The sequence below is a fragment of the Actinacidiphila sp. bgisy160 genome (assembly GCF_057707815.1).
The window spans coordinates 1-11,466 of sequence record NZ_JBYIQW010000006.1; the positions used below are offsets into that span (position 1 = coordinate 1).

The 11,466-nt window shown below is 69.0% G+C and carries 15 protein-coding genes and 1 pseudogene; 13 read left to right on the forward strand and 3 right to left on the reverse strand.

Annotated features, from left to right (window positions below; all coding sequences use genetic code 11):
* Nucleotides 1–284: 284 nt before the first annotated feature.
* Together AC3EUJ_RS07725 and ppgK are read left to right on the forward strand one after the other, a co-directional pair.
* Entirely contained in the window at nucleotides 285–1,280 is a 996-nt protein-coding gene (locus AC3EUJ_RS07725) for a 4-hydroxy-3-methylbut-2-enyl diphosphate reductase (protein ID WP_431960259.1), read from the forward strand.
* Nucleotides 1,281–1,309: 29 nt separating this feature from the next.
* Nucleotides 1,310–2,053: a polyphosphate--glucose phosphotransferase gene (ppgK, locus tag AC3EUJ_RS07730; RefSeq protein WP_431960260.1), complete on the forward strand. Its 744-nt coding sequence runs from the start codon at nucleotides 1,310–1,312 to the stop codon at nucleotides 2,051–2,053.
* A 41-nt stretch (nucleotides 2,054–2,094) separates the two neighbouring features.
* On the opposite strand, the gene AC3EUJ_RS07735 is transcribed toward ppgK, so the two are convergent.
* Nucleotides 2,095–2,640 carry a DUF6542 domain-containing protein gene (locus tag AC3EUJ_RS07735; protein ID WP_431960261.1) on the reverse strand — a complete coding sequence of 182 codons (546 nt, stop codon included), beginning with the start codon at nucleotides 2,638–2,640 and terminating at the stop codon, nucleotides 2,095–2,097.
* Nucleotides 2,641–2,831: 191 nt separating this feature from the next.
* Here AC3EUJ_RS07735 and ychF point away from each other — a divergent pair, with 191 nt between their 5' ends.
* From ychF to AC3EUJ_RS07790, 11 genes and pseudogenes are all read left to right on the forward strand, one after another.
* Nucleotides 2,832–3,920: a redox-regulated ATPase YchF gene (gene ychF, locus AC3EUJ_RS07740; RefSeq protein WP_431960263.1), complete on the forward strand. Its 1,089-nt coding sequence runs from the start codon at nucleotides 2,832–2,834 to the stop codon at nucleotides 3,918–3,920.
* Nucleotides 3,921–4,275: 355 nt separating this feature from the next.
* Entirely contained in the window at nucleotides 4,276–4,485 is a 210-nt protein-coding gene (locus AC3EUJ_RS07745; protein ID WP_079108494.1) for a hypothetical protein, read from the forward strand.
* Complete coding sequence (locus tag AC3EUJ_RS07750) at nucleotides 4,469–4,981, forward strand: DUF6879 family protein (RefSeq protein WP_426549301.1); 513 nt, start codon at nucleotides 4,469–4,471, stop codon at nucleotides 4,979–4,981. The genes AC3EUJ_RS07745 and AC3EUJ_RS07750 overlap by 17 nt, the downstream gene beginning before the upstream one ends.
* Nucleotides 4,978–5,811: a helix-turn-helix domain-containing protein gene (locus AC3EUJ_RS07755; RefSeq protein WP_431960264.1), complete on the forward strand. Its 834-nt coding sequence runs from the start codon at nucleotides 4,978–4,980 to the stop codon at nucleotides 5,809–5,811. The genes AC3EUJ_RS07750 and AC3EUJ_RS07755 overlap by 4 nt, the downstream gene beginning before the upstream one ends.
* Nucleotides 5,812–6,106: 295 nt before the next feature.
* Nucleotides 6,107–6,334 (forward strand): DUF7848 domain-containing protein, encoded by a 228-nt coding sequence (locus AC3EUJ_RS07760; RefSeq protein WP_488180950.1) that lies wholly within the window; start codon nucleotides 6,107–6,109, stop codon nucleotides 6,332–6,334.
* Nucleotides 6,335–6,928: 594 nt separating this feature from the next.
* Nucleotides 6,929–7,798 carry an aminoglycoside phosphotransferase family protein gene (locus AC3EUJ_RS07765; RefSeq protein ID WP_431960265.1) on the forward strand — a complete coding sequence of 290 codons (870 nt, stop codon included), beginning with the start codon at nucleotides 6,929–6,931 and terminating at the stop codon, nucleotides 7,796–7,798.
* 150 nt (nucleotides 7,799–7,948) lie between these two features.
* The gene (locus AC3EUJ_RS07770) at nucleotides 7,949–8,668 is read left to right on the forward strand and encodes a hypothetical protein (RefSeq protein ID WP_431960266.1); all 720 of its coding nucleotides are present in this window, start codon (nucleotides 7,949–7,951) and stop codon (nucleotides 8,666–8,668) included.
* 344 nt (nucleotides 8,669–9,012) lie between these two features.
* A pseudogene (locus AC3EUJ_RS07775) lies at nucleotides 9,013–9,210 on the forward strand (helix-turn-helix domain-containing protein); the annotation flags it as partial.
* A 17-nt stretch (nucleotides 9,211–9,227) separates the two neighbouring features.
* Entirely contained in the window at nucleotides 9,228–9,392 is a 165-nt protein-coding gene (locus AC3EUJ_RS07780) for a hypothetical protein (RefSeq protein ID WP_431960267.1), read from the forward strand.
* Complete coding sequence (locus AC3EUJ_RS07785) at nucleotides 9,367–9,717, forward strand: hypothetical protein (RefSeq protein WP_431960268.1); 351 nt, start codon at nucleotides 9,367–9,369, stop codon at nucleotides 9,715–9,717. The genes AC3EUJ_RS07780 and AC3EUJ_RS07785 overlap by 26 nt, the downstream gene beginning before the upstream one ends.
* The gene (locus tag AC3EUJ_RS07790) at nucleotides 9,714–10,559 is read left to right on the forward strand and encodes a tyrosine-type recombinase/integrase (RefSeq protein WP_431960269.1); all 846 of its coding nucleotides are present in this window, start codon (nucleotides 9,714–9,716) and stop codon (nucleotides 10,557–10,559) included. The genes AC3EUJ_RS07785 and AC3EUJ_RS07790 overlap by 4 nt, the downstream gene beginning before the upstream one ends.
* 248 nt (nucleotides 10,560–10,807) lie before the next feature.
* On the opposite strand, the gene AC3EUJ_RS07795 is transcribed toward AC3EUJ_RS07790, so the two are convergent.
* Nucleotides 10,808–11,200, reverse strand: a complete 393-nt coding sequence (locus AC3EUJ_RS07795) for a DNA-binding protein (RefSeq protein WP_431960270.1) — start codon at nucleotides 11,198–11,200, stop codon at nucleotides 10,808–10,810.
* Entirely contained in the window at nucleotides 11,200–11,451 is a 252-nt protein-coding gene (locus AC3EUJ_RS07800; RefSeq protein WP_156692568.1) for a hypothetical protein, read from the reverse strand. The genes AC3EUJ_RS07795 and AC3EUJ_RS07800 overlap by 1 nt, the downstream gene beginning before the upstream one ends.
* Between the last annotated feature and the right edge of the window lie 15 nt (nucleotides 11,452–11,466).

Genomic DNA, 11,466 nt, shown 5'->3' on the forward strand with positions numbered 1-11,466 from the left:
CGGCACGGCTGCCCCCCGTCCGAACGCCCGCCCCGCGTCCAGGCCGGGTTCCGCGTCGGCCGCTACGGCCCCGGCTGCGGCTGCTTCAGCTGCCTGCCCCTGGCGGGCGCCGCCCTCGTGACCGGGTGGGCGGTCGCCGCCCGCCGCGCCGCACGGGGTGCGCGGCGCCGTCGCTGAGCACCGTGCCCCGTGCGCCCCGGGACGCTCCGGCACCGCCCCCGCACCCCCGCCCGGAGCACCCGGGTCAGCGGTGGGGCGCCGTCCGGGCCCCGTACGATGGGCACATGACCGCTACGACTTCCCGCCGCGTCCTGCTCGCCGCCCCGCGAGGCTACTGCGCGGGTGTGGACCGTGCCGTGATCGCCGTCGAGAAGGCCCTGGAGCAGTACGGGGCCCCCGTGTACGTCCGCCACGAGATCGTCCACAACAAGTACGTCGTGCAGACCCTGGAACGGAAGGGCGCGATCTTCGTCGAGCGGACGGAGGAGGTGCCGCCGGGGTCGATCGTGATGTTCTCCGCCCACGGCGTCGCCCCGGTCGTCCACGAGGAGGCCGCCAGGGGCCGGCTCGCCACGATCGACGCGACCTGCCCGCTGGTCACCAAGGTCCACAAGGAGGCCGTGCGGTTCGCCAATGAGGACTACGACATCCTCCTGATCGGCCACGAGGGCCACGAGGAGGTCATCGGCACCTCCGGCGAGGCCCCCGACCACATCACCCTGGTCGACGGCCCCGGCGACGTCGAGAAGGTCGAGGTCCGCGACCCCTCCAAGGTCGTCTGGCTCTCCCAGACCACCCTCTCCGTGGACGAGACCATGGAGACGGTCGACGCGCTCAAGGAGAAGTTCCCGCTGCTGGTCTCGCCGCCGAGCGACGACATCTGCTACGCCACGCAGAACCGCCAGCTCGCCGTGAAGCAGATGGGCGCCGAGGCCGAACTGGTCATCGTCGTCGGCTCGCGCAACTCCTCCAACTCCGTGCGCCTGGTCGAGGTCGCCAAGCTGGCCGGGGCCCGCGCGTCCTACCTGGTGGACTTCGCCGACGAGATCGACGAGGCGTGGCTGGAGGGCGTCTCCACGGTGGGTGTCACCTCCGGCGCCTCCGTGCCCGAGGTGCTCGTCGAACAGGTACTGGAGTGGCTGGCCGCCCGCGGCTTCGAGGACGTGGAGATCGTCAAGGCCGCCGAGGAGTCGATCACCTTCTCGCTGCCCAAGGAGCTCCGCCGGGACCTGCGCGCCGAGGCCGCCGAACTGATGCGGGGCGGCACCTCCGAGGGGTGACCGACCATGCCACGTCGTAGCGTTGGGGCATGAGCGTTTTCGGTGTGGACATCGGCGGATCGGGCATCAAGGGTGCCCCGGTCGACCTCGGGCGTGGTGACCTGGCGGAGGAGCGCTTCAAAGTGCTCACCCCCCACCCCGCGACCCCCGACGCCGTCGCGGCAAGCGTGAAACAGGTCGTCGACCACTTCGGGTGGACGGGCCCCGTCGGGGCCACGTTCCCCGGAGTGGTCACGCACGGCATGACACGCACGGCGGCCAACGTCGACAAGGGCTGGATCGACATGGACGCCGCCGGGCTCCTGTCCCAGAAGGTCGGCTGCGCGGTGACCCTGCTCAATGACGCGGACGCTGCGGGCATGGCCGAGATGGAGTACGGGGCGGGCCGCGGCCGCAAGGGCACGGTCATCGTGCTCACCCTCGGCACCGGCATCGGCAGCGCCGTCTTCATCGACGGCAACCTGCTGCCCAACACGGAGCTGGGCCACCTCGAACTGCACGGCCACGACGCCGAGACGAAGGCCTCCACCAAGGCCAAGGAGGACGAGGGCCTCACCTGGGAGCACTGGGCGAAGCGCCTGCACAAGTACCTCGCCCACGTCGAGATGCTGTTCTCGCCCGAGCTGTTCATCCTCGGCGGCGGCGTCAGCCGCAAGGCCGACAAGTTCCTCCCGCTCCTGACCGGCATCAGGGCCGAGATCGTGCCGGCCGCGCTGCAGAACAACGCGGGCATCGTCGGCGCGGGCATGGCGGCGGCCGCGGTCCGCTCCTGACCGCGGCGGCCGGCGGGACGTGGCCGGGGGACGGCGGGCGCTCAGCGGCGCCGTTCACGCATCACATAGGCCACCTTCCGCGCGGCCGCGATCACCGCGGCGCCGACCGTGCCCCCGTACAGCCAGCCCGTCTGGGTGGCGAGCCCGGTCAGCAGGCCCATCAGATGGCCCGTGAAGCCCCCGCCCTCGCCGTCGGCCGTCACGGCCAGCGCGAGGGTGAAGGCGATGGGCGCGCTGACCGGCGCCGCCGACAGGTCGTACGGCCGTACGAACCCCGCGGCAGCGAGGCAGGCCAGCAGGAAGACGACCCCGAAGAGGGTGCCGGGCTCGCCCGTGATCAGCGAGTCCGCGGCCCCGCCGGCGAGCGCGGTGAGCGTGATGAAGACGAAGGTGCCCAGTCCGGTCAGCCGGGGCTCCGTCCGCCGCAGCCGGGCCGCCCGCAGCAGCAGCGGCCCCCGGGGCAGACCGCCCCGGACGGCCGTCGCGCCCTGCGGGCGGCGCTGCGGGCGTACCGGCCGCGGCAGCGGGGAGGCGGCGGTGGGTGCACCGCTCTTCTTGTGGGGTGTGCGCGCACTGTGTTGCTCCACGCACCCAACGTAGGGGCCGAGGAGGGGGAAAACAGGGGCAGGACACGACTTTTCAGTGCCTCAGGGGGCCGCTCGGGGCGCGGGCCCTCCGGGGGCCGGTGCGTTCCGTAGACTGGTGGATCGGTCCGCCGGTCGCCCCGCCCGGGCGGGGCGGCCCATTTCACCCACATCTCGCTACGGGAAGTCGTCACGTGTCGCTCACGATCGGAATCGTCGGCCTGCCGAATGTCGGCAAGTCGACCCTGTTCAACGCCCTGACCAAGAACGACGTGCTGGCGGCCAACTACCCGTTCGCCACGATCGAGCCCAACGTCGGCGTGGTCGGCGTCCCCGACCCGCGCCTGGACAAGCTCGCCGAGATCTTCGGCTCGCAGCGCAAGCTCCCGGCGACGGTGGACTTCGTGGACATCGCCGGCATCGTCCGCGGCGCCAGCGAGGGTGCGGGCCTGGGCAACAAGTTCCTCGCGAACATCCGCGAGTCCGACGCGATCTGCCAGGTCATCCGGGCCTTCGTCGACCCGGACGTGGTCCACGTCGACGGCAAGGTGTCCCCCAAGGAGGACATCGAGACGATCAACACCGAGCTGATCCTCGCCGACCTGCAGACCATCGAGAAGGTCGTGCCGCGGCTGACCAAGGAGGCCCGCCTCCAGAAGGACAAGGCGCCGGTGCTCGCCGCCGTCCAGGAGGCGCAGCAGATCCTCGAGGAAGGCCGCACCCTGTTCTCCGCCGGCATCACCGCCGGCACGGAGAAGGGCCGGCTGCTGCACGAGCTGCACCTGCTGACCACCAAGCCCTTCCTGTACGTCTTCAACGTCGACGAGGACGAGCTGACCGACGAGGCCTTCAAGACCGAGCAGCGCGCCCTGGTCGCCCCGGCCGAGGCGATCTTCCTCAACGCCAAGATCGAGTCCGAGCTGATCGAGCTCGAGGACGACGAGGCCCTGGAACTGCTGCAGTCCATGGGCCAGGACGAGCCGGGCCTGGCCACCCTCGCCCGGGTCGGCTTCGACACCCTCGGCCTGCAGACGTACCTGACCGCGGGCCCCAAGGAGGCCCGCGCCTGGACGATCAAGAAGGGCGCCACCGCCCCCGAGGCCGCCGGTGTCATCCACACCGACTTCCAGAAGGGCTTCATCAAGGCGGAGATCGTCTCCTTCGGCGACCTGGTCGAGGCCGGCTCCATCCCCGAGGCCCGGGCGAAGGGCAAGGCCCGCATGGAGGGCAAGGACTACGTCATGCAGGACGGCGACGTGGTGGAGTTCCGCTTCAACGTGTGACGGCTGATCCTTCGACAGGTCAGAGGGAAGAAGCCCCAGGTCAGGGGCCAGATCGCAAGGTCTGGCCCCTTCTTGTTTTCTCTGCCTGATTCCGGCCTTTTCTGGGGAGCGTGCTGACTTGGTGCTGACTCTCTGGCGGTGCCCGTACCGTCACTGACCTGGTGTTCTTCCGGTTTCCGTAGGCGGCTACGGAAACGGGAGCCCCAGGGGTGCCAGGGCGTCCCTGCACGGGTCTCTTGCGACCTCTCTTTATGCAAGAACGCGCATAGTCGCGAGACCGCATAGACGGTCGTGCATGACGCCCCTACGGTCGTTGTGGGCGGCTCCGCTGGGGCCGGAGACCAGGGGGTTGCGCATGTCCGAACGTGCCGGGCTGACCCGACTGACAGGCAACGGGAACGGAGAGTGCGGGCAGGGCGACTGCCCGAACGTATACCGCACCGAGAAGGGGACGTTCGTCGTGCAGGGCGACCTGTTCGACGGCTTCGCGCCCCCGCAGGGCGAGGGCCTGGTGGAGATTCCGGAGAGCGTGTTGAGGGAGGCCGTCCGTGCTCTTGGCTGGTGAGGCGTGGCAGGCGCAGTTCCGCGACTTCCGAAAGGAGGCGTGGCGGCTGGAGACACGGCCCGTCTACCGGGTGCCACAGGAAGCCGACGAGCTCGCCCGGTTCCTCGCGGGGGAGCGGTTCCCCGGCCCGTACGAGGACGACTGGACGGCCCTGATCCGCAAGCACAAGGAGACGGGCGGCACGATCGGCCGCGTGCACATCGTGACGCGCCCGCTCTCGGACTACCTCCGCTTCGAGTTCGAGCGGTACTACCGCCATCAGGCACCTGTCGGCGAGGACATCCGCATCCTCGATGTGACGGAGCGCGAGAACCCGCTCGCCGACATCGACGACTTCTGGATGTTCGACCGCTCCACGATCGTCCTCATGAAGTACGAGGCAGACGGCACGCAAACCGAACGTGAGCTGTACAAGGGCGATCCTGCCCCATTCCTCGAATACCAGCGCATCGCCCTCGCGGAGTCGGTCCCGTTCCTGGAGTACGTAGCCGAGTGACGGTCGAGCCCGGGCAGCTGGGGCAGTCTTCCCGAGAACTCGCCGCGATGCTGCGCAACCTGCGGAAACAGGCTGGTCTCTCCGGGAACCGGCTTGCCGCGCGTTGCAACATGTCGCAGTCCAAGGTGAGCCGCATCGAGAACGGGAAGGTGCGCCCGTCCCTGGTGGACGTAGAGCGCATCCTCAGGGCCTTGGAGGCTCCGCCGGTCCTGGTGGCAGAGGTCTCCGCGCTGGCCCGCATCGCAGCCACCGAGTGGCAGGACGCACGCTCGATGCGCCGGAAGGGCCTGGACAAGAAGCAACTGGAGTTGGCCGGACTCGAAGCGGCCTCGACCGACTTCCGGTTCTTCCTGCTCTCGATGCTCACCGCCCTGCTCTCCACTCCGGAGTACATCCGGGCCAGCCTCGCCCACATCCCCGGCGACCACAGCAAGACCGTGGCGAAGAAGCTGGAGCGGCAGGAAGTCCTGTACGACCGTCGGAAGCGGTTCACCTTCCTGGTCACCGAGCAGGCCGCACGCTCCCCGTTCGTCTCCGCCGACGCCATGGCCGTACAGCTCGACCGGCTGGCTTCCCTCGCTCGACTGCCCCACGTGCGCCTCGGCGTTCTGCCCATGGGCACCCGTCTGCCGGGGTGCCCGTTGAACACCTTTACCGTCTACGACGAAGCGCTCGCGACGGTCGAGACGACAACGGGAGTGATGGTCTTCCGCGACCCGAGGGACGTCCGGATGTACCTCGACGAATTCTCCGGCTACGACGACCGCGCGCTGTTCGGGCAAGCAGCGCAAGACAGGCTGGCCGAGTGGGCGGCCGCCTTCCGCCCGTGAGCTTTAGTCCACATCGCGACTGAAGCGTGATTCCACCGCTGCCCCCGGCAAGGATTCCGTGCCACGGAAGAACGCGTGGGAAGGCGGACAGCATGCGCAGAGAGCAGACCACCATGTCCGGGCCGGTTCACCTGCCGTTGCCGACGGTCCGACCGGAACCTGTCTCCGGGTGCCGGGACTGTCTCGACCTCGCGGTGCGGCGAGTCAACGCCGTCTCGACGGGAGACCACTCGAAGGCGTCGGACGTGAACGTGTCCCTGCGGGCGCACCTGCACTCGGTGCACGGAGGTCGGTGATGACGCGGGCTGTGCTGCGGTTCGCGGAGCACCGGATCACCCAGCACCCGGGCACAGACGTGACGTTCGAGGCGGAGTGTCTGACCTACCCGTGCGGATGGTCGGCGCAGCCGTCAACGGACGGTGCGGCCGTGGACGTCGAGTGCATGAGCCACACAGGCCGTACGGGACACGTGAGCTTCCGACGCGTGTGCACGTCGTTCGCGTTGGTGGTGCGGACCGAGTGAGCCATCACGGATCCCCTGTGGTCGAACTGCTGCCCCTATTCCGAGATCCACGGAGATGAAGGTGAACCGGTCGGGTCCAGCCCGTACTGCCACCTTCCGTGGCCCAACAGTGAGCGGATGTGGCCAGCGTCGGCGGCGTGTCCGTAGAGGGCTTCGGCGCCTTCTTGGTCCCAGCCTGCTCCAGCGTCCGTGCCAAGTGGGCATGGGTGGGGCCGCTGTTGGCCTCAGCGGCCTGTCGGAACACAGATTCGGCGCCCTCAAGGTCCCCGGCGTCGAGCCGCTCCCGCCACAGATCCAACAGAGGGGACAGCTTGATCATGCGCGGATCGTAGAGGCGACGGCGAAGAGCAGGAAGAGAGCGGAGGGGGTGGGGTATGACCCCTGAAGTCCCCCCTCCCCGACCGCCTCGTCTTAGCAGCGCAGATTCCGCCACGGTTCCAGACCCGCTCTGGCCCTCAGCCGATGACTTGATAGGGGTTTTGTATCCGCAGGCCAGAGCAGTGTCGGGGCTGTATCCGTCGGCGGCCCGAGTGTATGGGAATGGAGAGTCTGCCCTTCGCTCGACGCTAGGGCTAGGTGCTAGGGTCCCTGGTGGTGATGCATGAGAACGAGGTACGGACCGACGCCGCGCTGGTGCGGCGGCTGCTGGTCCGGCAGTTCCCGCGATGGGCGGACCTGCATATCGAGGCCGTACTCTCGGCGGGCACCAGCAACGCCATCTACCGGGTCGGCAACGAGCTGGTGGTCCGCCTGCCCCGGATCAAGGACGCCGTCGAGCAGGTCGCGTTCGAGCACGACTGGCTGCCACGGCTCGCCCCCGGCCTGCCCACCGCCGTACCCGAACCGATCGCCCAGGGACAGCCGGGAGAGGGATACCCCTTTCCCTGGGCGGTCGGCCGCTGGATCGACGGGGCGCACCCTACGGAAGAGACCCGCGACGAACCCGGATTCGCCGTGGACCTCGGCGAGTTCGTCGCGGCGCTGAACACGGCCGACACCACCGGTGCGCCGAGGGGCTACCGTGGCGGGCCGCTGCATGACTGGGACCCGTTCGTCCGGGAGACGACCGCGAAGGCGGCGGACGTCATCGACTCTGATGCCGTCCTCGCCGCCTGGGAGGAGGCCCTCGCCCAGCCGGAGTGGGAGGGCCCGCCCCGCTGGGCGCACGGCGACCTCATCCCCGGCAACGTCCTGGTCGACGCGGGACGGCTCCGCGCCGTGATCGACTTCGGCACCGCTGGTACGGGCGACCCGGCGTGCGACGCCATGCCGGCGTGGACCCTGCTCTCCGCGCGGACACGGCCGGCCTTCCGTGAGACGGTCGGCTTCGACGACGCGACCTGGGCCCGCGGCCGGGGCTGGGCACTCACCTTCGTGGGCGCCATCGACTACTACCGCGTCACCAACCCCGCCATGGCGGAACTGGGACGCCGCGCCGTCGCGGAGGTCCTCGCGGAGCTGTGAGCCCCGGCCGGCCCGGCCGGTTGCTGATGCTGCTCGGGGTCCCTTTTCGGCGACGTGCGAAGTGCGGAGCTAGGTCGATGAGTCCTGCCGGAGGCGTTCATGGATGCGGAGTCGTCCCCGGCAGCTTCGGGACGGTTGAATGCTCAGGTGGTGGACTGGGCGCAGATGTACGACTGTCACGGGGATGTTGATCGCGTCCCCGAGCTCTTGGCGCGGGTCGAGCGCGAGGACGACGCAGAGGCATGGGACGAGCTGGGTTACCGGCTGGTCCTCGAGCACGACCTGGTGTTCCCCGCGAGTTTCGCCGCACTGCCGCATCTGGTGCGTCTCGCGTCGCGGAGCGCGCGGGCGCGCGGGCTGGCCGGGGCGATCGTGCGGTGCGCCGCAGGGGGCCACGGGTGCGACGATCTGCTGGCGGGCTGCGCCGACGCGATCGCGGAGTTCCGTGAGCTGCTGGATCGGCACCTGCGGTCGCGGCCGGACGACTACTTCGCGACCTTCCGTGACTTGCTCGCGGTCGAAGAGCAGTACCACTGGAGTGCGGCCTTGGGTGACTTCTCGGATGACTTCTACCAGGTCGCCTGCCCTCACTGCGCTGTCGAGGTGACGATCGCCATCGGCGGTTACGGTCGCTACTCAGCGATCCGGGACTGGAACCTGGGCGACGTGGACCGACGGGGACTACGGCCGGCGTCCCCTGAGGGCCTCTCCGGCATCGGTCGATGGATGTATGAGACTGCCGTCGGCGATGGCGAAGCCGTGCTCGCCGACGGTATCGCCCATCTCTTCGGCCATGCAGAATGCCCCCGCTGTGCCAGCGTCTTCAACATTGCGGATGAGTACGCGTCTTCCAATCGTCCCGTTATGTGAGTGGCATGTCGTGAGCGAGCGGCTCTGTTCCTGCAGCAGAGCCGCAGCCCACCCGAGGCGACAGACAGCGATCGTGTCGGGGAACTGAGGCCCGTTCGTTGAAGCGGGTAGCGACCCCGTGGGGAGAGGGCGGGGCTCCCTCTCTATGCGGCGTTGGGCGGAGTGATCAGCTCACGGCGTGCTCCCGGCTGGTTATGCAGGAACAGCCACATGCGGGCCAGCTTCTGCGACTCCTTGGCCGTGTCGGCGACGGGTGAAAACTGACCGCTGATCGGCGGATGAAACGGGACCCGCTTCGCGATCTTCTGATCATCCTGATCTTCATCGAGGGTCAGGAGGAGAGGGTGATCCGCGTGGAGGACTGGGCTGAGATCCGTCGGTTGCACCGGGCCGAGCAGATGCCGATCCGGGCGATCGCCCGGTATCTGGGGATTTCGAAGAACACGGTGAAGCGGGCGCTGGCGACCGACCGGCCGCCGGTCTACCAGCGGCCGTTGAAGGGATCGGCGGTCGACGCGGTCGAGCCGGCCATCCGCGAGCTGCGGCGCAGCGTCTGGCGGTGGGATTCGACTTGAATCCGGCCACTGTGAAGGGGTACCTGCGCGCCGCGCGGCAGCGGGGCTTCCTGACCAAGGTCGAAGGCAAGGCGGGCGGGCAGCTCACGGACAAGGCAGAGCAGACACTCAGGGGGATGAAGCGTGGCGCAGGTACTGAAGAAGTGTGACTGCCGGAACAAGGCCCGCTGCGCGCACCTGTGGACGGTCCGCTACCGGGAGCCCGGCGGGCGGAGTGGGCGCCAGCGGGAGCGCTCGTTCCCCACGAAGAAGGAGGCCGAGAACTTCGGCATCAAGGCGGAGAACGACAAGCGCGAGGGCGTCTACATCGATCACCAGCTAGGCCAGGTCTCGCTCCGCAGGTGGGCCGAGGAGTGGCTGAAGCAGCACCCCGCGAACGAGTCCACCCGGCGTAACTACCAGGGCTTTCTCTCCAACCACCTGATACCCGAGTTGGGCTCCCGGACCTCGCCGGCCTCACCGTCGCTGACGTGAAGAAGCTCCAGGCCGCCATGGCGGCCCGCGGACTGACCGCCGCCACGATCAACGACCGCATGAACATCCTGCGCAGCATGATGATGGCGGCCGTGAAGCAGCGCCGCATACCGGACAACCCCTGCGACGATGTACCGCCACTCAAGGCGGCGGGCGCCGCGCTCGACCCGGATAAGATCCCGACGCTCGCCGAGGTGTATGCCATCGCGGCTGCCATGTCCGACCAGTACCGGCTGACCGTCTGGCTCCAGGCTGGCGCTGGGCTGCGGATCAGCGAAGCGCTGGGTTTTTCGGTGGACTGCCAGCGAGACGGCTTCCTCCGGCTGCGCCGGCAGATCAGCGCCAAGGCGAACCAGGGCGACTGTGTCACCCGCTTCGTCCCGCTCAAGCACCGGACGCCCGAGGAGTTTCGAGACGTCCCCACGCCGCTCTTCCTCGACCAAGAGATCGGCTTGCACCTGAAACGCTGGGGGACTGTGCAGCTCGACGGCCTGGAGGTGCTTTTCGCCCCTCGCGAGCGGGGCAAGGGCAAGATGCCCACGGCCTCGACGTACGGCCATCACTGGGGTAAGGCGCTGAAGGCGGCTGGCGTGCTGACGCCGGACGGGAAGTCGAAGTACACGCCTCACTCCCTGCGGCACTTCTTCGCCTCCACGGCGCTCGCGAACGGCGTGCCGATCCACGAGGTGAGCCGCTGGCTCGGGCACCGCAACATCAAGACGACTGTCGACACCTATGGGCACCTCGTACCGGAGGCGTGGGACCGCTGCCGGGATGTGATGCAGCAGGCGCTGCGCCCCGGGCTTCCCCGCCAGGCGTCGGCGACCGAGCTGGCGGCGTGACGTGCTGACCGGCCGACACGGTGCTGACTTGGTGCTGACCCAGCACCCTCGTGGACGGCAGGAACCCTTGCAAATACTGGGGAGTGTGCGACTTCTTGAACGTTCCGCTTCAACGTCTGACGCTATGTCAATATCTGTGCCCGATCCGCCTGTTGGAGGGTCGGGCACAGCTGTCGCGTCCGCAGTGAGTCCTCGATCCCGCGATGCGGTGACAGCGTTTGGCTGGCGGCCGTGGCGGCGACGCGGTCTCAGACCTTGACGACCTCCACGGAAGGGCCGCACAGGAGTGTCAGATCCTCGGGGTCGGACGTGAGGACGGTGGCCGGCCGGGGTGCGTTGCGGGCGATGACGGCGAAGGCGGCATCGATGGCGTACTCGTGGCCATGGAGGTGATGAGCGCGCAGGAGCGCGGCGGCCTGGTCGGCGATCTCCTTGGTGACGTCTTGAACGTCGACGCGGGAGAGGACCCACTTGATGCGGGCCGGGTGGATGCGCTCGTAGTCGGCCTCAAGCGTGGTCATGGCGCTGGTGGCGACGCGGACGCCCTCCTCCGACGCCGCCTGGACCAGAGCCACGACGGTGCGGTCCTTGCGGTAGAGCCTCGAGAGTCCTTCGCTGTCGAGCAGGAGGGTGCCGGGCATCAGGCGGCGGCCCCGCCGGCCTGCCGGTGGTCGTGGCGCAGCAGCGCCCGGGCGGCCTCGACCTCCTCGCGGGTGAGGGCTTCGTTGTCGGTCTCGAAGTCGACGACGATCTCCCGGAGCTTGTCCATGGCGACCCGCTGTTCGAGTGCCTCGGCGACGTAGGCGGAGAAACCGCCCGGGCCGACGTGGGCGCGTACGGCCTCGGCGAGGTCTTCGGGGAGACTGATGGAGTACTTCCTGCTACCGCTCATGCTGCCGATCCTACC